Raw genomic sequence first — 23,690 nt, forward strand, 5'->3', positions numbered from 1 at the left:
AATTCATAACCTCCTATTCAGTATTTTGCTTCTTCCCACTTTTATTCGGATAAACAATGACTTTTATAGAGTCTAGGTGTGTTTCCGTTGCCTTCTTCATTGCTTCATCAATATGCTCCAATTCAAAAGTAGATGTAATGACCGTCCCGACAACCTCTTTTAATTCCTTCAATATGCTAATTGCTAATGGGAACGTATTTGCATATCGATAAACTGTAATTAAATCCAACTCTCGCTGTAGCATCATTGTTAAATCAATTGGCACTTCAGCATCTTTAGGAAAGCCTATGCTTACCAGTTTTCCGCCTTTTTTCAATGCACGAATACCACTTTGAAGAGCAGGCCTTGCTCCGGATGTTTCGATGACAATATCAAAATAATCTTCCGGAATTGTTTCCAACGGAATTTCAATCGTGCTTGTTGCGCCTAGTTCCGTAGCAACTTGTAGCTTATGCTTAACCATATCCGTCACAACGATTTCACTAGCATTATAAAAGCTTGCTGCACAAACACACATTAAGCCGACTGGTCCCATTCCAGTAATTAAAATGCGCATTCCCGGTCGTAAATTGGCTCTTTTCAAAGCATGGATGGCCACTGATAAAGGCTCAGCTAATGTAGCCTCTTCAAATGTTAGCTCATCAGGAATTGGGAAGACAAAATCTTCGGGATGACTAATGTATTGACGCAATGCCCCTTTATGTGGTGGCGTGGATAAAAACACCACTTGGTCACATAGATTGTATTTTCCGCTTCTACACTTTTCACACATGCGGCACGGAACGCCAGGTTCGACTGTTACTCGATCACCAACTGCAAAATTTGTCACTTGTTCACCAACCTCAACGACTGTTCCAGCAAATTCATGTCCTTGAATATGGGGGTATTGCACTTTTCTAGCCCCTATATGACCGTGCTGATAATAATGAATATCAGAACCACAAATTCCAACAGCCTCTACTTTAACTAACACTTCATTTGGTAGCACATCCGGTATTGTGTCATAATCTACAACTACCTGTGAAAGTCCAACTAAACTTGCAACCTGCATCTTTTGACTTCGGTCCACTATGCTCACAATTTATCACTCCAAATTTGTCGATTCATCATATTGAATAAGTACCTTGCCGCATTGTTTTTCCTCACATAATTGGAATGCTTTTTGCCAATCATTTAAGTTCATCACATGCGTAATAATAGGCTTTAGGTTAATTTGATTTTGATCATAAATTTTCATTACTCTATCCCAAGTTGTTATTGAGTGTGCTAATGACCCATATACTTGTAATTGTTTGTATAAAATAATATCAAAATCCAGGTTAAACGCTTTCCCAACAATCCCTACTTGAATATGCTGTCCACGCTTTTTCACTTGCTCTAAACAGCTACTAATCGCCATTGGAGCTCCCGTACAATCAATCGTAATATCGACACCTTGATTGTTCGTTTCCTCAGCCACAATATTCGCTAAATTTTCTTGCTGTACATTAATGACACGTGCAGCACCAAGCTCTTTAGCAATTTCTAAACGCTGCGCATCAACATCTGTACCGCTTACTAACACTTTACATCCTTTGATGGCTAATAACGATAGGCAAATTAATCCAATGGGTCCTGGTCCTGATAGAAGAACAACATCTCCACTTTTAATATCAGTTAATTCTTCTATAGCTTGCACTGCACAAGCTAATGGCTCTGCTAAAGCGCCTTCTTGTAGTGATACATGCTGGGGCAATTTATAAACTGCTTCTTCCTTGATGCTAAGATATTTTGTAAAGCTACCATTTACACCATGCCCCATTCCTCGACGCGTTTCACAAAACATATAAAAACCTGTTTTACAGTGAATACATTTGCCACAAGTACGCTCTGTTGAACCAAGAACTGTTACACGGTCGCCAGCCTTTAAGTTTTGAACATCCTTCCCTGCTTCAACGACTATCCCTGAACATTCATGCCCAAGTATAACGGGTGGGTAGCTTTTAAATGTATCATGGTAAATATGCAAATCCGTTCCGCAAATACCTGTATAAGCAATTTCAATTTTTACTTCATTATCGTTGCAAGTAGGTTCTTCTACTGTCCCGACCTCGATATTGCCTACGCCGCCTTTCATTTTTAAAAGTGCCTGCATTCACAAATCCCCCTTATTCAATGCCTACAGAAATATATTTAACTTCTAAAAACTCCTCAATACCCCATAGCCCGCCTTCTCTGCCTAAACCACTTTCTTTAAATCCACCAAACGGTGCTTGCGCTACAGATGGCAGCCCATCATTTAAGCCGACGATACCGTATTCCAAACCCTCTGAAATGCGTACTGCTTCTGAAATTTTTTCAGAAAATACGTATGCTGCAAGACCAAACGGTGTATTATTTGCTCTTTGTAACACTTCTTCGACTGTTTCAAATGTTGTAATAGGTGCTAATGGACCAAATGTTTCCTCATACATACATTCCATTTCATCTGAAACATTGGAAATAACAGTTGGCTCTAGGAAATACCCTGGGCTATCTGCTACTTCTTCACCACCAGTTAATATTACTGCACCTTTATCAACAGCATCTTTTAGTTGTGCCTTTACTTTACTTACAGCATGCTGGTCAATTAATGGGCCAATAACTACCCCTTCTTCAAGACCATTTCCTATTTTTAACTTCTTCACTTCTTCTACAAAGATGCTTGCAAATTCTTGCTCAACATCTTTATGTACATAAATACGATTTGCACATACACATGTTTGCCCAGCATTGCGGAATTTAGATTTAATTAAATGCTCAGCCGCTAATTTTAAATTAGCATTTTTAGTAATAATAAATGGTGCGTGTCCACCAAGCTCCAATGAAATCTTTTTCACTGTTTTAGCAGCCTGTGCCATTAATTCTTTTCCGATTTCAGTAGAGCCAGTAAATGTTATTTTACGAATACGGCTATCATCCATCCACTCTTTTACAATTGCGCCTGCATTTCCCGTCACAACATTTAACACACCTTTTGGTATCCCGGCTTCATGCGCTAATTGTATTAACTTAATTGCAGTGAATGGTGTTTGTGAGGCTGGCTTGATAACAGCCGTACAGCCAGCCGCTAAAGCTGGGCCTACTTTGCGCGTAATCATAGCTGCCGGAAAGTTCCACGGCGTAATTGCAGCAACAACCCCTACAGGCTGTTTGACAACGAGTAAGCGCTTAACCAAACTTGACGAAGGAACGGTATGTCCATAAATGCGCTTGCCCTCTTCCGCATACCAAGAAATAAAACTATTAGCATAGTTCACTTCACCTATCGCCTCTGCTAATGGTTTTCCTTGCTCTTCAGTCATTATTTGTCCAATCAGTTCCTTATTTTCATCAATAAGCTGATACCATTTTTGCAATAAAATCGAGCGCTCTTCAGCAGTTAATTTCGACCAAGAATCAAGCGCATCATGCGCCGCATTAGCTGCCAGCTTCGCTTCCTCGCCACCGCCTTTTGGTACTGTACCAATCACTTTATTCGTCGCTGGGTTTATTACTTCAATTTGCTCTTTTGTATCAATTTGCTCACCGTTAATAATTAAAAATTCTTTTTTACTCATCATTTTCACTCCTTTAATATTCGATGTAAAGGTTTACATACGATTATATGGAGTGCTTATAAAAAAAGTCAATATTAAATTTAATCAAAAATAATCCAATTTTTTTCGTTTTCCAAAAATTCAGAACTAAAATCCTTTAGCGTGTAGGGCGAATAAAAGCTATTGCTAAAGAAAAAAATCATGTTATTCTAACTCAAAAGATACTACTTTTATTTTTTTTATATTATATATTATATTTAGTAAATGAATTCCTACTCGAGGGTTATTTTCCACAATAAAACAATTAATTACGTAACAACGAAGCACGTAATTGCATCAAAATTTTGAATTGTGTTTGGATACCTACTGAATCAATATTAAACGAAATGAGGTTTACAGTTATGAAGGTAAATATTTATGATGTCGCGAAAGCAGCCAATGTTTCAATCGCTACCGTGTCAAAAGTGATTAACAACACAGGGCGAATTGGGGATAAAACACGCAAAAAAGTGAATGACGTTATTAAAGAATTAGATTACAAGCCTAATTTAATTGCTTCTGCACTTATGGGCAAAAAAACGTGCACGATTGGTTTTATTTTGCCTGATTTAGCAAACCCCTTCTTCTCCGAATTAGCGAGATATATTGAGGATATGGCTAGTAGCTATAATTATAACGTTGTTATTTGCAGCACTGACTATATTACAGAAAAAGAGGAAATGTACGTATCCTTGCTATTACAAAAAAACGTTGATGGATTTATTTTAGCATCGGGGTTTGAAAATTTTGAATCAATTAAAAAAATACAAGAAATGGAGATTCCAATTGTACTTGTTGCCCGAAATGCACCTGGTAAAGCATTAAACCTTGTATCCATTAATGACTACGATGCTGGCTTTAGCGCTGCCTCTTATTTAATCGAGCGAGGACACCAGCAAATAGCTATTATTGCGCGTGATATTTGGAGTAACCGTGAACGCTATCGTGGCTATGCAGATGCGATGCGTGCAAATGGATTAACGCCTATGAATGAGCACTATTACGCAAAGGAATCGTCAATCCAAGACGGCTTCAATAGCTTACAACAAATTATGAAGGATTTTCCTACAAAACCAACAGCCATCTTTGCCTGTAATGATTTAATGGCGACTGGAGCGATTAAAGCTTGCAAAACGTTTAATTTAAGCGTGCCTGAGGATGTTTCAATAATCGGCTTTGATAATAGCATCTTTGCACAAATTGTTGAACCTGCCCTAACGACCGTTGCACAGCCGCAACGTGAAATTGCTAGCGAGGCAGTTCAGCTTCTTATGAATGCAATAAATGGAGATGCGTCCCATCAAACAATTACATTGAAAACAGAAATTATTGAAAGAGAAACTGTAAAAAATATAATTTTGTAGTTGAAAATTCTAAAAATTCATTTTATAATTACGTAAAATTAGGTTAAGCGCTTAACTTAAATGCAAGGAGGCGAAAATTATGATTACTGGTACTGCTATGATTGTTCAATCAGGTGGTCCAACAGCGGTTATTAACAGCTCACTGGCAGGGCTCATAAAGACTATATGGAAGCAATCTGACATGCCTGTCTACGGCGCTAAAGGTGGATTGCAGGGCTTATTAAGCAATACATTTGTGCGCTTAGACATGCTCTCGGAGCAACAGCTTGATAAAATAAAATACACTCCGGGTGCGTTGCTTGGAACATGTCGTTTAAAAGTAAATGAACAACATTTAAAACAAATTATCGACACACTCAAAGCTTTAAATGTTCGCTACTTTTTTTATATTGGTGGCAATGGTTCAATGCATGTAGCACATCAGATTAGCACATATGCTCGTCAAAGCAATTATGATTTATATACAATCGGTATTCCTAAATCAATTGATAATGATTTAGATTCAATTGACCACTCACCTGGCTATGCTAGTGCAGCAAAGTTTTTAATATCGTGCACACGAGATATTACATTTGATATTAACAGCTATGAGCTTCCTAAAAAAGTGACTATATTAGAAACAATGGGACGCAATACAGGCTGGTTGGCAGCCGCCTGCTCATTGGCAGCAAGCCAACAATCAAATTGTCAGCAGCTCATCTATATACCTGAAGTTCCATTTAACATGGAGCAATGCTTAGAAAGCATCGAAAGAAATAGAAATAATAATCGGCATACACTTCTTATTGTTTCTGAAGGCATACGCGATAAAAACGAAAGCTTAATTGCTTCTGATAATGTTCTTTTCGATGCACTTAATAGACCAAAATTAGGCGGTGTATCCTATACGCTAAAGCAACAAATTCACCAAAGCCTCGGCGTTTCAACTCGCTATATAGATACGAGCATTTGGCAAAGATGCTGTACTAGCTGCTTGTCGATGGTAGATGTGGAGGAGGCATACACTTTAGGTGTGAAAGCATGGGAAGCTGTACAAAAAGGAAATAACAATATTATGGTTACACTAGTTAGACAGGAAAGTGCTAAGTATATTCCTGTGTACGGCACAGTTTCTTTGAAAAAAGTAATAGATATTGAAAAGCATTTCCCCATTCAGTGGTATGATCAAACGCTGAATACAATTAAGGAGCCATTTTCAAGTTATTTACTACCACTTTTAGGAGAAGATATTTCATCTGCTCAGGATTACTTTCTTGATGCGACGGTGAATATATAATTTTCAACATTGGTTAAGCGCTTACTCATTTTTTATATTAAGGAGGAATTTTATGTCAGTCATCAATTTATTACAAGAAAAAGCTACAAATGCACGAAAGGATTTATTAAAAGTTGTACACCATGCGGGAGCTGGTCATATTGGGGGGCCGTTATCTGCAATTGATTTATTAACAACACTTTATTTTAACGAAATGAATATTGACCCAGCGAAACCGAAGGACCCTGAACGCGATCGCTTTGTATTATCAAAGGGGCATTCTGCCATTGGTTTATATGCTGTGCTTGCTGAAAGAGGCTACTTTCCAAACGAAGAGCTATTCACTTTTGACTCTTTAAACTCTAGATTACAAGGACACCCTGATATGAAAGCCTTACCAGGAATTGAAATGTCTACAGGCTCGTTAGGACAAGGTATCTCAGCCGCGGTCGGTATGGCTTTAGGGGCAAAGCTACAAAACAAAAATTTCCGCACATATTGCATGATTGGCGATGGTGAATCCCAAGAGGGACAAGTATGGGAGGCTGCGTTTATCGCACCAAAATATCAGTTAGATAATCTCGTTATCATACTTGATTATAATAAATTACAACAATACGGCTGGGCGGGTACAGACACAGAACGCTCTGCACCTAATGAGCTTTTAGAAGAAAAATGGCTTGCTTTTGGCTGGCATGTGATTCGTATCGACGGGCATTCTTACACTGATATTTTACAAGCGTTTGAAGAAGCAAAGGCGACAAAGCAAAAGCCTACAGTAATTATTGCTGATACGGTAAAAGGAAAAGGTATTAGCTTTATGGAAGGCAATTATTTATGGCACTCAAAAGTTCCATCAGATGAAGAATTAGCAAATGCATTAAATGAATTAAACGCTGTAGGAGGATTATAAATGAAAATTTCTGAACTTAAAAAAATGTCAATGCGAGATACATTCAGTACGGCCCTTTTAGAAATATCACAAACTGACTCAAGAGTATATGTATTAGATGGCGATTTAGCAACATCTACAAAAATAGATGTTGTCGCAACACAATTACCAGAGAAATTTTTACAGATGGGTATCGCAGAACAAAATATGTTAAGCGTTGCTGCTGGTTTAGCGACAACAGGCTTACAGCCATGGGTTGCTACATTTGCGGCCTTTATGTCCAAACGTGCGATTGACCAAATCCAAGTCCAAATTGCTCAACCAAATCTAGATGTAAAAATGATTGGTGCATATAGCGGTTTATTGACAGGTTTAACAGGAAAATCGCACCAAGCATTAGAGGATATAGCGATTTTTAGAACATTGGCTCATATGACCGTTTTAGCACCTGCTGATGCAGTGGAAACAGCCGCAATGATTAAATGGGCAAATCAATATAATGGACCTGTATATATCCGTTTAGCACGTGACAACTACCCTATTATTTTTGATAATCAATACAAGTTTGAACTAGGAAAAGGCGTTCTACTACGCGAAGGCACAGACCTTACGATTATTTCAACAGGAACACAAACGAGCCGCGCAGTTGAAGCAGCAGAAATTTTAGCTGAGCAAAAGATTTCAGCAGCAGTTTTACATCTACCTTCAATCAAGCCAATTGATAAAGAGGCTATTATTCAAGCGGCAGTAAACACTGGAGCCATAGTAACAGCGGAGGAACATAGCGTCTACGGTGGTTTAGGCAGTGCCGTAGCAGAAATTTTAGCAGCTAGTGAGCCAACTCCTATTGAATTTGTAGGTGTGAAAGACCGCAACTCTGAATCGGCAGATAATGATGATTTACTAAATAAATACGAATTATTGCCTACGCATGTTGCCGAAGCAGCAAAACGTGTATTAGCAAGGAAACGCTAATCAATTATAACTTCATTCAATTTTTAACCTACTAGGCAAAATTGGCAGCACTTAGTGCATTGCGATACTTTGAATTAATAGAAAGCACGAAGGGGCTGTCCGAAAAGCTATACTTTTTCGGACAGCCCCTACTTCTATATTGATTATTCACTAAAATCCAATCTTGAGTTTTCTGAAATTTCGATTGACAAATTACTATTACAATTCAATAATAATATTGTACGAAATAATTACACGTTGTACGATATTAGTACAAAATATAATATAAAGGGGTCAGATGTATGCAAGAAATGGAGAAGTATATGCTTTATATTGATGGTCAATGGATGGAGCCTGTTTCTGGGAATTACGAGAATATTATAAGCCCTGCAACGGGTAAAATTATTAGTCAAGTGGCGGTGGGCGATGAGCGAGATGCACAAAAGGCGATAGATGCTAGTGTGCATGCCTTTAAAGATTGGTCAGCGAGAACAGCTGGAGAACGGGCAAATATTTTACGCAAATTTGCTCAATTATTAGAACAAAATCGCCAACAATTAAGCCAAGCGGTCAGTGTTGAATCTGGTAAACCATTAAAAGAGGCTGATATTGAAGTAACGCGCTCCATTGATTATGCCCTTTGGAATGCAGAAGAAGGACGAAGAATTTACGGTGAAACAATTCCGGCCCCTTCAAGAAATAAGCGTATTGAGGTCATTCATCAGCCTGTTGGGCCTATTGCAGCCATTACACCTTGGAACTTCCCATTATCTATGATAGTTCGAAAAATTACACCTGCCCTCGCGGCTGGTTGCACAGTTGTATTAAAGCCTGCTCCAACTACCCCTGGAAGTGCTGTACTAGTATGTCAGCTAGCAGAACAAGCTGGAATTCCAGCGGGCGTAGTCAATTTAGTACTTGGAGACGCGGAGAAAATTGGGAAAGCATTACTAACAGATAAACGCATTCGTAAAATTACATTTACAGGCTCAACTAAAGTAGGAAAGCTACTATTAAAGCAAGCCGCCGACCAAGTAAAACGAGTGTCTATGGAATTAGGTGGGCATGCACCACTTATTATTTTTGAGGATGCTGATTTAGAGCAAGCGGCTACAAACGTAGCTCAAATCAAATTTTATAATTCTGGACAAACTTGCATTTGCCCTAACCGAATCTATGTCCAGCAAACGATTGTCGAGCCATTTATCCAATTATTAAAGAAAAAAGTTGAGGCATTAAAGATAGGAAATGGTTTACAACCAGAAGTGGAGATGGGGCCGCTCGTTAACCATCAAGCTGTAGAAAAAGTACATGCTCAAGTAAATGATGCTATTCATAAAGGGGCTACACTTATTACAGGTGGAACTATTCCTACTATTGAAGGTTGTGAAAACGGCTCATTTTATGCACCGACAATTTTAGCTAATATTAATCATCATATGACCATTGCCCACGAGGAAACATTTGGTCCCGTAGCTGCAATCGCCACATTTGAATCAGAGGAAGAGGTGCTTGCACACGCAAATAATACTGACTACGGCTTAGCTGCTTATGTGTTTACAAAGGATTTAGCTCGCTCCATTCGCGTGTCAGAGGAATTAGAGTATGGGATGGTCGGCATTAATGATACTGCTGTTACTGTTGTAGAAGGACCATTTGGTGGTATTAAGGAAAGTGGTATGGGACGCGAAGGTGGCCCCGGAAGCTTGCATGACTTTTTAAATAAAAAATTAATTACAACAACTATTTAGCTGTAGGGAGGTCGCTATATGAATATCCAACAATTACAATTCGAAAGCTTGCTCGCAACAAAGCTAATTTTTGGAGTTGATTGTGTTCAACAAAAACTTGGCTCTTTATTAACGCAGGAAAGTTTTTCAAAAGTATTTATTGCGACAGATGCAGGTATTTTAAAAGCAGGTATTATCGATAATATACAATGTCATTTAAAGGACGCTTCAATTGACTATACATGCTTTGCAGAGGTAGAACCAAATCCGCATGCCGAAACTGTTATGAAAGGTAAGGCACTTTATGAACGCGAAAATTGCCAAGCAATTATTGCTGTAGGCGGGGGTAGCGCAATTGACTTTGCCAAATGTGTGAGTGCAGTAATTGCCAATCCTGGTCATATTTTAGACTATCGCCGCGGACAAAAAATATTAACAGAACAAGGTCCTAAAATTATCGTTTTACCTACAACGGTAGGTACAGGGGCAGAAGTAACATCGAGTGCCGTAATTACTGACCCTGCTGCTAAACGCAAATATGTCGTTGCTTCACCATTCATTCAACCACAGTATGCAATGATTGACCCAGCCTTGACTTACTCCCTGCCACAGCATATTGTAGCTGCGACTGGGATGGATGCGCTTGTCCATGCTATTGAATCTTATGTTTCTTTAGAGGCAAACCCTCTTTCCGAGGCCTTCTCTTTACAGGCAATTCGCATGTTAATCGAGCATTTACCTGCGAGCTATGCAAACGTCGCAAATGTCGAGGCGCGTGCTCAAATACATCTAGCAAGTACGTTAGCTGGCTTTGCCTTCAATTATGGGAAGCTCGGCATTGTGCACTCCTGTTCGCATCCAATGTCTGCGCATTATAATGTTCCGCATGGTTTAGCAAACGCAATTATATTACCTTACGTCTTAGGCTTCAATAAAATTGCGAACATAAAAAAATTCGCGCATATTGCGAGAATGTTTGATTCATCGTTAATTGTAAAAAGTGATAACTTCGCAGCCGAGCAATTGCAAAATTTAGTTCATAAATTCAATAATGAACTCAATATTCCAGCCAACTTCCGCTATTTGAATATTGCTTTTACTAATGAAATGATTGAGCAGCTAGCACTAGACGCTCTCGATGACCGAGGAACATTCCCCTTTAACCCTCGCAAGGCTAGTAAAGAGGATATTATAGAAATTTATAAAAAGGTGTTGCTTTAATCAGTAGCAAGAATGGAGGGGATTTTTTGAATGCTAAAGACCATATAGCTATTATTGGGGCAGGCACGATGGGGCTAGACATTGCCAAGCTTTTTCTTGAGCAAGAGCATAGCGTCACTTTAATCGATAATTTTCAAGAAAGCTTAAATCGCGCAAAGAAAGCGCTCGATGCATACGAACAAAGCGGATTATTAACATTGCAAGATAGTATTTTTTTCAATCGTATGCCAAACATTGTTATTGAAGCCGTTCCTGAAATAGCTGAGTTAAAAAGCAGCATTTTTGAATTACTTGAACAGCATGTGACAGCTAACACCATTTTAGTTTCAAATACATCGGGTATCCCTATAACAAAATTGGCTGAAGCTTTGCAGCATAAAGAAAGATTTTTAGGAATGCACTTCTTTATGCCTGCAAATGTGATTCCTATTGTAGAAGTAATTAAAAGTTCCTATACATCTAATGAAGCAAGCGAATATGTCTACGAGCTCTTAGCAAGTGTGCAAAAAATGCCTGTGATGGTGGAGAAAGATGTTCCAGGGTTTATTGGCAATCGCATTCAACATGCAATGGCACGTGAGGCAATATCATTATTAGAGCACAATATTGCTTCAGCAGAGGATATTGATAAAGTTGTACAATATGCTCTTGGCATTCGATTAGTGCTTGCTGGCCCATTAAAACAACGTGATTTGAATGGTTTAGATACCCACTTAAATATTGCTACCTATTTATATAAGGATTTAGAAAATGGTGATACTCCCTCACCTCTACTAAAAGAAAAGGTTGAGCAAGGCTTGCTCGGTGTAAAGAGCGGCAAAGGTTTTTATACATGGGATGAAGAAGCTCTACAACAATTAGCTAAACAAAATAGAAAGTTGCAGGCGCTTTTAGCTTTTTTAGAAAGCTAGTGTTTAAAAATGGCGCACATTTTTCTCATTGGTCATTATCCCAGTAAAGGGACGTCTGAAAAGTCATTTTGAGACGAGTAATCGCAGGTTCAAGTATTTTTAGCAAATATTTAATGTAGAAGCAGAGGGCTATCCGAAAAGTGTATACTTTTTCGGACAGTCCCTCCAAAAAAAACCTTTTTAATAGCCTGCAATATGCCCGTCTGTACGCGACTCTGTGCCACCCATTAGTACACCTTCATCATCGCGCCATATAATTTGTCCACGACCAAAACTACCAGACTCGCTAATTGAAATATTATGCCCTTTTCGTCTCAATTCTTCAATTAAATATTGTGGGAAGTGGGGCTCCACTAATATCGTTTTATCCCCTGTCCATTGCCATCTCGGCATATCAAGTGCTGCCTGTGGATTTAAGTTGAAATCTACAGTATGTGATACGACCTGCATATGCCCCTGTGGCTGCATATAGCCGCCCATTACGCCAAACGGACCAACCGCCTTACCATCCTTTGTTAAAAAGCCTGGAATAATTGTATGATATGAGCGTTTACCACCGCGCAATGCATTTGGTGCTTGTGGGTCTAATGAAAAATCATGTCCACGATTTTGCAGTGCTATGCCTGTACCTGGTACAACTACACCAGAGCCAAAGCCCATATAGTTACTTTGGATATAGGATACCATATTGCCATCCTCATCAGCTGTCGCTAAATAAATTGTGCCACCAGATGGTATTTTTGTTGGTTCAGGGCTAGCAGCGCTTTCTGTAATTTCTGCTGCCTTTAATTTTGCATATTCTTCAGATAATAAATAATCTACAGCTACTGGCATATCTGCCTGCTCCGTAATATATGCCTTGCCGTCAGTAAATGCAGCCTTCATCGCCTCAATTTGTGCATGAAGTGTATCTGCATCTTTCCATTTAGGCTGTTCAAGCTGTTGATAAATATTGAGTGCCATCGTTGCAACAATCCCATGACCATTCGGTGGAATTTCCCATACATCATAGCCTCTATAGTTTACAGAAACAGGCTTTACCCACTCTGGCTCATAGCTCGCTAAATCTTCCTTTGTTAAGAAGCCGTTATGCTCCTGCATGAAATCATCTATTTTCTGCGCTAAATCGCCCTCGTAAAAGCTGCGTGCATCCGTTTCACCAATAGAACGTAAAGTATTTGCGTGCCCCTCTGATGACCAAATTTCACCGATTTTCGGCGCACGTCCTTTTGGTGCAAATGTTGTAAACCATGCTTCAAATTCAGCTGCTGTGCAAGATTCTTTAAATTTTGTATAAGCTCTTTCCCAGTAGCTTCCTAAAATTGGCGATAGAGGAAAGCCCTTTTCAGCATATTCGATTGCTGGTGTTAATGCTTCAAGTAGTGATAGCTTACCGAATCTTTTTGATAATGCTGCCCAAGATGCCGGCACACCCGGAACCGTAATAGGTAGTAAGCCATACACAGGCATTTTTTCAAAGCCGCGCTCACGAACTGCCTCTATAGAAATGGATTTTGGTGCTGGTCCTGAACCATTTAAGCCATGTATTTCCCCGTTCATCCAAACAATTGCAAAGGCATCGCCTCCAATGCCATTGGAAGTAGGCTCAACAACCGTTAACACTGCCGCTGTTGCAATCGCCGCATCTACAGCATTGCCGCCTTTTTTCAAAATTTCTAAACCCGCTTGTGCTGCAAGTGGCTGTGATGTTGCCACCATTCCCTTACGCGCAAAATGTGTATAGCGCTGCGAATGGAACGGCTGTTTTAAAAAATCCATATTGCTCACCCCAAATTATTATGTATTTATCAGTAAATTGTATCATAGAATCTATCTTGATTCAGTAATGTTTTCTGCAACGAGTAACCGCAGAAGCGCAGGCTTTTGCCCGAGAAAAGCATCGGGCTGAAAGGGCATGTTAAGTCCTCTCAGCCTCAAGACCTAGTAAAAGATACATTTACAGGTCGTTATCCCAAACTCAAACTTTCTTTAATATAAAGTTATCAACGAAAAACTTGAAATAAAAGAATTATTTCAGTATGATGTTTCAATGTCACTCTAAAAATTTGAAGTACTTCATTCTCACTTGTTAGCGTAAAAGGCGATGAAGGACAAACAAAAAGCCTAGTTAATTTCTAATACTAGAAGAGCTTCTCGACATCAAAAAAATAATCTTTCATATGATGAATCTTTTCTGCGTTTTAAACGTACTAAATATTAAGACTTCTTTCATAAATAATTATACTATTTCTTCATTTTTATCTGTTATTGTAATATTGAGGTGATTTTCATGGGTAAAGTAATTTATATTGTGTTAACAGAAACTGGGTCAATTCTTTCTCGCGCCATACAACTATATACACAAGAAAATTTCAATCATGTCTCTATTGCATTTGACCGCAATTTAACTGAGATGTATAGCTTTGGTAGAAAGTTTGAAAACAATCCTTTTATCGGTGGCTTTGTTCAAGAAAATATTCACTCTAAATTATTACGCTCTGCCAATTGTGCCATTTATGAATGCTATGTAACGGACGAGCAATACGGAATATTGCAGCAAAAAATTCAATACTTTAAACAGCATATGGACAAGTACCGCTATAATTTCATTGGCTTAATCGGTGTAGCTTGTCGCATTAAGCTAGAACGTGAATGGGCCTTCTTTTGCTCGCAATTTATAGCGACTTTATTAAAAGAGGCTGGTTTCCCTTTGGATGGGCTGTGCCCATATTTTATGAAACCGACTGATTTGGGCAAGCTGCCTTATATGCAACTTCGTTATAAAGGGGAGCTAAGCCGCTATGTCTTCATTCCCCGCTCCAAGCCAATGAGCAATGTACCAATTGGGGCCATATCAAAAGTCATTTGAATGAACTGTTGCGGCAACAAATGCTCGAAGTTGTTCAAAATGAGCCGGTATAAACAAATATTTTCGATAAATTTCTATTAACCGCTCAAATAACTCGAATTGTTCTGTTGCCCATAATGACTTTAAAATATTACATACATGCTTTGAGGTCATCAGAGCAATCTCAGCATATGGTCCTCTTCTTATTTGATAGCCCTCCTGCCACTTTGTTAAAGACTGGCGAATATGCTGCGTAGAGCCATCGACAATATGAGCGATGCCTCTTTGCACACCAGCCTCTAATTTATGTAATAAATCCGCATCCTGCACTCCATTTATATATTGATAAATTTCTATACAGGATGCAATTTCATAATCTTTTAATAATGCAATTATTCGTTTAAACTGATTCGTTTTCGCAAGTGCCTCTATAACATAATATAGAATAAACTCCCCACAATTTTTATTATAAGCCTTCACAATTGTTTCTGGCTGTGGCGGAATAATTTTAAGTACCTCATTATATTCAACCATCAATTCAACAATATGATTGTTTAAACGTTCCTCCTCGATTAAAAAAAGCCCCTGTACCAAAATTTGCTCTGTATCCTTGCGTGCTACTGCCTCCTCAAGCAGTATATAAGCAAGCAGTGTTCTTTCCTTTTCTGTTAAAGCCCACTCCCCCTCTTTCCATACCGCTTCAAGCTGGGCTATACGCTTCCTTAACTTACGAAAATGTCTTGAGCCACTTGTAAAATGAATAATGACATCACTTAAATGTAGTGTTTTTAATTCATAGGATGCCCCACTGCGCTGTGTGATGTGGTTGATTAATTGATGGACAATTGTCGCCACGCGATTTTTAGACATTGCTTGGTTGAGTGCTTTTTGCAACTCCAAAATGAGTAAGGCTGGATTTTGTATATTCTCAATGTCGACTTGCATAAATATGCTATACAATTTTTTAGCATATAGTGTGCTCCAAAAAGATTGATTATCTTGCCATATTGGATGAATCAGCCATTTATTCTCAACTTTATGAACTGCTAAAACCTTCATCTCCTGCATAGGAAGCACCATATCAATCCCTGTTAAAAATCGCAGTAGACCTTGCGCCTCAACTGTTTGATGAAGCGCCATATACTGCAATATATGTGCGTCATGATTATCAAGCATTAAATCTTGCAGCACCTTCGTCACACCTTGCTCTACTCCCGAAAAGGCGGCTACATCCTCGATACAGTAGCCTTTTACTAAAGTGAGTGCTTGCTCATCACTGATTAAAATTTGTTCTAGTGGAAGGAGCTCGCCCCAAATAATAGACGTTTCATTCGAAATTCCTGCAATTGCACGCATGAATGGCTCCCCTATTTTTCCCCCTGTCATGCTATACAGCTGCTCGTCTATTTGCAGCATACGTCTCCCCCCTTTTAATAACATTCTATTTCTACTATATCAAACGTGATGACAGGTTGCTGTAGTTTTTTGTCGGCATCTCTGCAAAAGGAAAGAGGTCGTCTAGAAAGTCATTTTGGGACGACCCTTTTGTGACAGGTCATTGCAGAAGCAGTTTTTTTGTGCTGAAAACGAAGCGACAGGTACAAACATTTTTAGCAAATAGTTAATGTAGAAGCAGGGGCTGTCCGAAAAGATATTCACTTTTCGGACAGCCCCCTATCCTTAATCATACTGCTGTTTTACTGGCTTATATATTTTTGCTTGCTTTAGCAATGTTTTCGGTACTTGGAATGTTGCTGTGACCACACCCGGTAGTCGACCAATTTCGACGCCACCTGTTAAGGTAATACGATTTTTCACCTCATCGCTAGATAAATCTAGTAAGGCTGCTGCCCGTTCCACCGCATTATCCGTTGCAATATTTAGATTGACGCCCGTTCCAACAACCGAAATAGGCAATGCCTCCTCTAGCTGCTTTAATCCATATTCCTCTGCTAGCTCTCGTGCTAAGCGCTTTTCCTCTTTCGTGAATGGCTTTGCAGTATATGGTAAATCCTCCTCATTCGCTAAAATAATTGGCCCGTCGATAGCTACCTTTTTTAGCACGCTTACTTGTAATTGTACAATGCCGGCAACATCTGTCGTATGTCCCGCCATTTCACCATCGCCCTGCATTGCATGCATATCACCGATATAAACACCGCCACCCTCCACTTTTACAGGGCAAATAATAGTAGCTCCTTGACGTACGCGGCTAATGTCCATATGGCCATCGGTTTTATGTGAGACTAATTCCTCCTCAGTTAAAATAAACTCATGTGGTGCACCGATTAATGCCGCACCAAAATCACCCGCATTATGTGAATCAGGTAGCGCTTTTGAAGGCACTGTGCCTAACTGCCCTAAAAATGGGCGCATTCTTGCTAACACGCCAACTAAATCAGAAGGCGCTAAACTTACGACAGGATTTTGCTTCGAGTTTTCAGGTATTCGCATATAATGATTAGCATCTAACGCAATTTTTCGCGCACCGTCCTTGCCCACTGTCACACCTAATTGTTCATTATGGTGAAAAGCCATCGTATAGCCATTTGTGATAGCAAATGGCGCAGTTGCTGTATCACAAATTGCACAGCGAATTGCCTGTGGTCCGATTCCTTGAACCTTCGTTTGTGGATGTAGCTTGCCGCAGCCAGGGCATTTTACTTTCACAAATGGGTCACCTATGAAACGGTCTGGCAGTGCTTCATCCGTACCAGATGCAGTCGCAATGGACGTTACTTGAATTGATTTAATTTTAATAACAAGTGCATCTCCAACTTCAGCACCCTCTATGTATACCGGTTTTGTTACTTCATGCCCGCCTCGTATTTCAGGTGTTAGCATTGGTCCCCAGCAGCCAGGTGCTGTGTTGGCAATAATTGTCCCGCCATTTCGGAGCGGACCAAGCATCGGCTTATTTGGATCTAATACACCATTCGTAAACTCATTGACAAAAAGCGTTTCTACTGCTTTAATCGTTTCGTTATTCTCATGTTCGATTGGTTGTTCATTCGTCATTAAAGCCACCATCCTTTTATACTTTATATTACTAGTTTAACTAGTGATATATTGGAGTACAAGCATTTACGTGAATTTAGAAACTTTTGTGTGTTAAGCGACTTTTTATATGTCTATATTGACAAGTTGCAGCAAAAGATAACAAGCTAGTTGAACGGTGCATTAATATTATATTCTCAATACTAATCTAGAGATTATTTTATATTAATAATCCTTATCACAATGAGCTGTTTATTTTGTTTTAAAGGAAAGTAACTGTAAGCGGCCACTTGACAAACAATTATGTCTATGATTAGCTAGATACAATCAAATATTCAAATTACTAGGGGAGCATAATTTTGCTGAGAGAGACAAGTCTTGACCCTTTGAACCTGATCTAGGTCGTACTAGCGTAGGGAAGTAATGGTGAAATATGTGCATATATTTTGTTATATACATTAACCCATTCCTTATACTACAGGAATGGGTTTTTTGTGCCTAGTATACACATGTACTCTCAGGTGCAAATTCCGAGTTTCCATGACAAAAATAAGGGTTATCTAAAAAGAAAGGGGCTGAATCTAGAGAGTTCTGAAGACAAGACACAGATTTGAGGAACACAAATCTCACAGAAGGCTAGGTATGATTAGGTGAGCTTGCCAAACAAAACAAAGCTCTTTCTGTTTAATTGAACCACCGTATACAAATTCATACGTAAGTTTGAGAGGTAAGGAGTTCATCGCTCCCCCTACTCAATTATATTTTAGTAATGACAAAGGAGAGTAAATTCAATGACATTTTCTGATCGTTTATTTAAAAAAGTGCAGCCTGTATGGAATAGTTATTTAGAACATCCTTTTGTAAAGGGGATTGGGGAAGGGACTCTTGATAAGGAAAAATTCATACATTATATGAAGCAGGACTATGTGTATTTAATAGAGTACTCTAGAGTTTTCGCAATTGGGAGTGCCAAAGCCAATGATTTAAAAACAATGACTATTTTTGCAAATTTATTGCATGGAACAATGAATTTTGAAATGGATTTACACCGTGAGTATGCAGCGAAATTTGGGATTTCCAACGAAGAATTAGAAAATACAGAGCCATCTGCTACAATGACAGCGTATACAAGCTATATGCTTAGCCAAGCACAGTTAGGCGGAGTAGAGAATACGATTGCAGCAGTATTAGCATGTGCATGGAGTTACAATTGGATTGGTAAAAAATTAGCTGAATGGCCAAATTCTTTAGAGCATGAACTCTATGGAAACTGGGTTAAAATGTATTCTTCTGACGGGTTTACTAAAATTGCTGAAGATTGCATCGATTTAATCAATGAGATTGCACAAGGAAAGCCAGAAGATGAACTGAATAAACTAGAAGAAATATTTGTGAAAACAAGTTACTTTGAATATATGTTCTGGGATATGGCTGAAAACATTTCAATGTGGCCAGTAAAAGAATTAGCAAAAATTTAATATTGATTTGGTGTAAATAATAATCGAATGGACAGGAAAAGAATAATTAAATAGAATCTGACCACTAGAGAGGGTGTATTACTACTTACAAACTAGTACATCCTAGTAGAAAGAAGCGGTTCATGAAAATAAATTGATAGATTTCAGACCACTTCTTTTCGCAAGTGGTTTCTCTATTACAAAAAAGGCGGGAATGTTGTGACAAATAATATCGAGAGATTGATGCTTCAAGTAGAAAATCGCAAACAAGAATTGATTGATTTGGTTACTACACTTATAAAGTTTGAAACACCCGCACCACCTGCAAGAAATACAAAAAATATTCAACAATTTATCGCAAATTATTTAAAAAATCTTAATTTTGAAATTGATATATGGGATGTGTATCCAGATGACCCCAATGTCGTTGGGGTGAAAAAAGGAACGGAACCTGAATTATATAGCAGTTTAATTATTAATGGGCATGTTGATGTAGCTGAAATACGAGATGACGAACAATGGTTAACGAATCCTTTTGATCCAATAGTAACTGAAGAGGCTATTATAGGTAGGGGCGTAGCTGATATGAAAGGAGGAATTGCAGGGGCCCTATTTGCATTAAAACTTTTACATGAGGCAAAATTTGAGGTGAAGGGCGATCTCATTTTCCAATCTGTCATCGGAGAAGAAGTCGGAGAGGCTGGTACACTTCAATGTTGTGAGCGAGGATATAAAGCCGACTTTGCGCTTGTTGTTGATACGAGTGATTTACATATACAAGGTCAAGGCGGGGTAATCACGGGTTGGATTACGATAAAAAGTGCTAAAACATTTCATGATGCTATGAGACGAAATATGATTCACGCAGGTGGCGGACTATTGCAAGCAAGTGCCATTGAAAAAATGATGAAAATAATAGAAGGATTGCAAGATTTAGAGCGCCATTGGGCGGTTACTAAGCAATATGAAGGATTTCCACCTGGTACAAATACAATCAACCCTGCTGTTATTGAAGGTGGAAGACAGCCCGCTTTTATAGCTGACGAATGTAAACTATGGATTACTGTTCACTACTACCCTAATGAAACTTATGAAGAGGTATCTAGAGAGATTGAGGAACATATACTTTCTGTTGCAAAGTCGGATCCATGGCTAAGGCACTATCCGCCGACATTCGTGTGGGGAGGAAGTTCGATGATTGAAGACAAAGGCGAAATTTTCCCTTCACTAGAAGTTGATCCGAATCATCCAGCTGTTCAATTATTGTCCTCCTCTCACCAAATGAACCATGGAAAAGAAGCTACGATTGATGTATCTCCTTCCGTTACTGATGGTGGATGGTTTGGCGACGCAGGTATCCCAGCTGCCATTTATGGACCAGGCGATTTTCAAAATGCTCATGCAGTAAATGAATCTTGCTCCATCGATCAACTTATTGCTTTTACGAAAACGATGATTCATTTTGTTTACGAATGGACAAACACCAAGAAAAAGTGACAGAAATGGAGGTTTATCTTGGTATCAACATAAGTTAAAGGGGAACGCGGAAATCAATTGAACAAGAAGGATGAAAGACTTTATGAGTATGGATAAAAAGCATGATTATGTACTGCAGTTTAAAGATGTATCATTTTATTATGATCAGCCACACTATATTTTAAATAAGTTAAATTTTCAAGTAAATAAAGGTGAGTTTGTCAGTATTGTTGGGGCAAGTGGAACAGGTAAATCAACTATATTTAGACTACTTGTGGGACTGGAACAACCAACAGAAGGCTCTATTTTTCTAAATGGTTATGAAGAAACGAATCGTCTAGGTAAAGTAGGCTATATGCCACAAAAAGATTTACTTATTCCTTGGCGAAAGATAGCGGAAAATGTTGCTTTACCACTCGAAGGAAAAAATAAGAAATACGATAAACAATTAGTTTTAAATAGATTAAAAGATTTCGGATTAGAGCATGTTTACAATAAATATCCCCATGAACTATCAGGAGGGATGAGACAGCGTGCGTCATTTTTACGTGCTATATTAACTGGTTCAGATTTACTTCTATTGGATGAACCCTTCTCAGCCCTTGATGCGATGACAAAGCTGTATATGCAGGAGTGGCTGTTAGAACAATGGAATCAAACTAAATCATCGATTGTTTTTATTACGCATGATATTTCAGAGGCATTATTTTTATCGGACAAGGTTTTTGTCATTAGTGAAACACCAATTCATACGATTGAAGAAATCAATGTTCCATTAAAAAGACCGAGAAGCAGACAACAATTAGATGAGCCTTCATTGATTAATTTGAAAAATGAACTAATCGATTATTTTAAAATGAAGGTGACCTAATGAAAAGATATATGTATTCTGCCATATTACTTTCCACAACACTTGTAGTTTGGGAGGTCGTTGCAAGACTTGTTCATGTTTCATTTATTCTCCCATCACCCTCCCAGGTTATTATCAAATTGTGGGAGTTGAAAGACGTATTATTGCAATCCCATCTTCCAGCTACATTTGCAGTTATTAGCATAGGCCTGTCTATCTCTCTTGTGTTGGGGGTTGCAATAGCTATAGCCATGCATTATTCAAAGGTTTTAGAGCAATCTCTCTATCCTTTACTGATTACTTCTCAAACGATTCCAATTATCGCGTTAGCACCTATTTTTGTTCTATGGTTTGGTTATACAATTTGGAGCAAGGTTGTTGTGACGATTTTGATAACCTTCTTTCCGATTACGATAGGCATGTTTGATGGTTTACGTTCTACAGAGAAGGACTTAAAAGAATTGCTTCAAACATTTGGGTTAACAAAAAGTCAAATTTTTTTTAAGTTAGAAGTCCCCTCTGCCTTACCATCGTTTTTTTCAGGATTAAAAGTTGCGGTACCGATGAGTGTTATTGGAGCAGCAATTGGTGAGTGGTTAGGAGCACAATCAGGATTAGGGTATTTTAGTAGAAGAATGATGACTCAATTTGATGGAGCAGGTGTTTTTGCACCAATTGTTATTTTATCGTTCATCGGTATTGCATTATTTATTGTTGTTTTAATTATAGAAAAATCTTTTTTGAAATGGAGAAAAAATTAATGATGAAAAAACGGTTAAGTATCGTTATAAGTATGATGCTTGTATTTATCCTCGCAGCTTGTCAGAGTGAAGGTAGCAATGAGAAAGAGCAAAATAAAAATCATAAAATTACAATGATGTTAGACTGGTATCCAAATGCGGTACATAGTTATTTATACGTTGCAAAAGAAAAAGGATATTTTGAAGAAGAAGGGTTAGATGTCGAATTTCAATTTCCGGCAAACCCAACAGACCCACTATCTCTTGCAGCAGCTGGTAAAGTAACGATGGGAATGTATTATCAACCGGATGTCATTCAAGCAGTAGCAAATGAAGGGATACCTGTAAAAGCAGTTGCAGCAGTCGTTCGTTCACCATTAAATCATGTTGTATTTCGTGCAAATCAACCGATTGAAAATCCACTAGAATTAGAAGGAAAAAAAGTTGGTTATCCAGGAATTCCATTGAATGAAACAATTATCAAAACCATTGTAGAAAACAGTGGAGGAAGCTATGAAAACGTAGACATGGTTAACGTTGAATTCGAACTAGGTTCATCATTAATATCCAAAAAGGTTGATGCCGTTGTTGGGGCATACGTAAACCATGAAGTACCGCAATTGAAAAGCGAAGGTCATGATGTTGGATACATGAATCCAGTAGATTATGGAGTGCCAAGCTATTATGAATTAGTCGCCGTTACGAGTGAAAAAACATGGGAAAAAGAACAAAAAGAAATTGAAGCGTTTTGGCGTGCAGCTAGAAAAGGATTCGATTTTATGGAAAAGAACAGTGAAGAAGCATTACAAATTCTCCTCGACCAACAGGATGAAGCGAATTTCCCTTTAAATAAAGAAGTTGAAACGGAAAGCATTAATATTTTATTACCTAAAATGAAGAGTGAATCTGGGTTCGCAACTCAAGAAAAATCGTCTTGGGAAGAAACAGCCAAATGGTTAAAAGACTATGGATTAATTGAAGAAGTGCCAAATATGGATGAGTTAATTGTTAATATTTTACCTTAATTCACCAATTGGCAATCTGCAGTTTTCTTTGGGGGTAAGACAGCCCAATATTTATCTTGATTGGGCAAATTCCTTTTTTGTACCGAAAGCAACGTGACAGGTATAGAATACTTCCATCTCTATAATTGACAAGTTGAATGCTTCTTTTTCGATTTATTCAGTGGATGTACAAACACTGTGAGTTCAATTTTCAAAAAGTAAGCTATAAAGCTCCGTGTTTCTCTTGTTTTCAAATAACCCTCTGCGAATTCTTTGAAAAAGCAGACCCAACAACGTCCAGGGGCTGTCTAAAAAGAGGGTTTTGTCTAGAAATCGCATGTGAATGAGGACTTTTGCTACTTCTCTTTCATTTTGGAGAAGCACCGCTAAACCCT

At 38.5% G+C, this 23,690-nt stretch carries 19 protein-coding genes and 1 riboswitch; of the genes, 13 read left to right on the forward strand and 6 right to left on the reverse strand.

Annotated elements, in window-relative coordinates; translation table 11 throughout:
• Positions 1–13: 13 nt before the first annotated feature.
• The 3 genes from MHH70_RS10105 to MHH70_RS10115 are packed head-to-tail and all read right to left on the reverse strand — an operon-like array spanning position 14 to position 3,581.
• Positions 14–1,078 carry an NAD(P)-dependent alcohol dehydrogenase gene (locus tag MHH70_RS10105; RefSeq protein WP_107941824.1) on the reverse strand — a complete coding sequence of 355 codons (1,065 nt, stop codon included), beginning with the start codon at positions 1,076–1,078 and terminating at the stop codon, positions 14–16.
• Between the two features lie 6 nt (positions 1,079–1,084).
• Positions 1,085–2,134, reverse strand: a complete 1,050-nt coding sequence (locus tag MHH70_RS10110; protein ID WP_342471428.1) for an alcohol dehydrogenase catalytic domain-containing protein — start codon at positions 2,132–2,134, stop codon at positions 1,085–1,087.
• 13 nt (positions 2,135–2,147) lie between these two features.
• Positions 2,148–3,581, reverse strand: coding sequence for an NAD-dependent succinate-semialdehyde dehydrogenase (locus MHH70_RS10115; RefSeq protein ID WP_342471429.1), 1,434 nt, complete (start codon positions 3,579–3,581; stop codon positions 2,148–2,150).
• 377 nt (positions 3,582–3,958) lie between these two features.
• Between MHH70_RS10115 and MHH70_RS10120 the strand changes: the two genes are divergently transcribed.
• The 7 genes from MHH70_RS10120 to MHH70_RS10150 all read left to right on the forward strand — a co-directional run bounded on the left by MHH70_RS10120 (position 3,959) and on the right by MHH70_RS10150 (position 11,923).
• Positions 3,959–4,960 (forward strand): LacI family DNA-binding transcriptional regulator, encoded by a 1,002-nt coding sequence (locus tag MHH70_RS10120; protein WP_342471430.1) that lies wholly within the window; start codon positions 3,959–3,961, stop codon positions 4,958–4,960.
• Positions 4,961–5,039: 79 nt separating this feature from the next.
• Positions 5,040–6,236, forward strand: a complete 1,197-nt coding sequence (locus MHH70_RS10125) for a diphosphate--fructose-6-phosphate 1-phosphotransferase (protein ID WP_342471431.1) — start codon at positions 5,040–5,042, stop codon at positions 6,234–6,236.
• A 52-nt stretch (positions 6,237–6,288) separates the two neighbouring features.
• Complete coding sequence (locus tag MHH70_RS10130) at positions 6,289–7,128, forward strand: transketolase (protein WP_107941814.1); 840 nt, start codon at positions 6,289–6,291, stop codon at positions 7,126–7,128.
• Complete coding sequence (locus MHH70_RS10135) at positions 7,129–8,082, forward strand: transketolase C-terminal domain-containing protein (protein ID WP_342471432.1); 954 nt, start codon at positions 7,129–7,131, stop codon at positions 8,080–8,082.
• Positions 8,083–8,363: 281 nt separating this feature from the next.
• Positions 8,364–9,812 (forward strand): NAD-dependent succinate-semialdehyde dehydrogenase, encoded by a 1,449-nt coding sequence (locus MHH70_RS10140; protein WP_342471433.1) that lies wholly within the window; start codon positions 8,364–8,366, stop codon positions 9,810–9,812.
• 18 nt (positions 9,813–9,830) lie between these two features.
• On the forward strand, positions 9,831–11,012 hold the full coding sequence (locus tag MHH70_RS10145; RefSeq protein WP_107941810.1) for an iron-containing alcohol dehydrogenase family protein: 1,182 nt from the start codon (positions 9,831–9,833) through the stop codon (positions 11,010–11,012).
• A 26-nt stretch (positions 11,013–11,038) separates the two neighbouring features.
• Positions 11,039–11,923, forward strand: coding sequence for a 3-hydroxyacyl-CoA dehydrogenase NAD-binding domain-containing protein (locus tag MHH70_RS10150; RefSeq protein ID WP_201261876.1), 885 nt, complete (start codon positions 11,039–11,041; stop codon positions 11,921–11,923).
• A gap of 180 nt (positions 11,924–12,103) precedes the next feature.
• Here MHH70_RS10150 and MHH70_RS10155 read toward each other — a convergent pair whose 3' ends face one another.
• Complete coding sequence (locus MHH70_RS10155) at positions 12,104–13,702, reverse strand: gamma-glutamyltransferase family protein (RefSeq protein WP_107941808.1); 1,599 nt, start codon at positions 13,700–13,702, stop codon at positions 12,104–12,106.
• A 511-nt stretch (positions 13,703–14,213) separates the two neighbouring features.
• Between MHH70_RS10155 and MHH70_RS10160 the strand changes: the two genes are divergently transcribed.
• Positions 14,214–14,792, forward strand: coding sequence for a hypothetical protein (locus tag MHH70_RS10160; RefSeq protein ID WP_066170571.1), 579 nt, complete (start codon positions 14,214–14,216; stop codon positions 14,790–14,792).
• Here MHH70_RS10160 and MHH70_RS10165 read toward each other — a convergent pair.
• The gene (locus MHH70_RS10165) at positions 14,778–16,187 is read right to left on the reverse strand and encodes a hypothetical protein (protein ID WP_342471434.1); all 1,410 of its coding nucleotides are present in this window, start codon (positions 16,185–16,187) and stop codon (positions 14,778–14,780) included. The genes MHH70_RS10160 and MHH70_RS10165 overlap by 15 nt on opposite strands.
• A 264-nt stretch (positions 16,188–16,451) precedes the next feature.
• Positions 16,452–17,789, reverse strand: coding sequence for an acetamidase/formamidase family protein (locus MHH70_RS10170; protein ID WP_107941804.1), 1,338 nt, complete (start codon positions 17,787–17,789; stop codon positions 16,452–16,454).
• 314 nt (positions 17,790–18,103) lie between these two features.
• A riboswitch (TPP riboswitch) is annotated at positions 18,104–18,204 on the forward strand.
• Positions 18,205–18,559: 355 nt separating this feature from the next.
• Between MHH70_RS10170 and tenA the strand changes: the two genes are divergently transcribed.
• From tenA to MHH70_RS10195, 5 genes are all read left to right on the forward strand, one after another.
• Positions 18,560–19,246: a thiaminase II gene (tenA, locus tag MHH70_RS10175; protein WP_066170579.1), complete on the forward strand. Its 687-nt coding sequence runs from the start codon at positions 18,560–18,562 to the stop codon at positions 19,244–19,246.
• A 198-nt stretch (positions 19,247–19,444) separates the two neighbouring features.
• Positions 19,445–20,722 carry an acetylornithine deacetylase gene (locus MHH70_RS10180; protein WP_342471435.1) on the forward strand — a complete coding sequence of 426 codons (1,278 nt, stop codon included), beginning with the start codon at positions 19,445–19,447 and terminating at the stop codon, positions 20,720–20,722.
• Between the two features lie 88 nt (positions 20,723–20,810).
• Positions 20,811–21,572, forward strand: a complete 762-nt coding sequence (locus tag MHH70_RS10185; RefSeq protein ID WP_066170777.1) for an ABC transporter ATP-binding protein — start codon at positions 20,811–20,813, stop codon at positions 21,570–21,572.
• Positions 21,572–22,312 (forward strand): ABC transporter permease, encoded by a 741-nt coding sequence (locus MHH70_RS10190; protein WP_342471436.1) that lies wholly within the window; start codon positions 21,572–21,574, stop codon positions 22,310–22,312. The genes MHH70_RS10185 and MHH70_RS10190 overlap by 1 nt, the downstream gene beginning before the upstream one ends.
• Positions 22,313–22,314: 2 nt before the next feature.
• Complete coding sequence (locus tag MHH70_RS10195) at positions 22,315–23,316, forward strand: ABC transporter substrate-binding protein (RefSeq protein ID WP_342473191.1); 1,002 nt, start codon at positions 22,315–22,317, stop codon at positions 23,314–23,316.
• The last annotated feature ends 374 nt before the right edge of the window (positions 23,317–23,690 follow it).

It is taken from the genome of Metasolibacillus sp. FSL H7-0170 (assembly GCF_038593115.1).
Classification (GTDB): domain Bacteria; phylum Bacillota; class Bacilli; order Bacillales_A; family Planococcaceae; genus Metasolibacillus; species Metasolibacillus fluoroglycofenilyticus.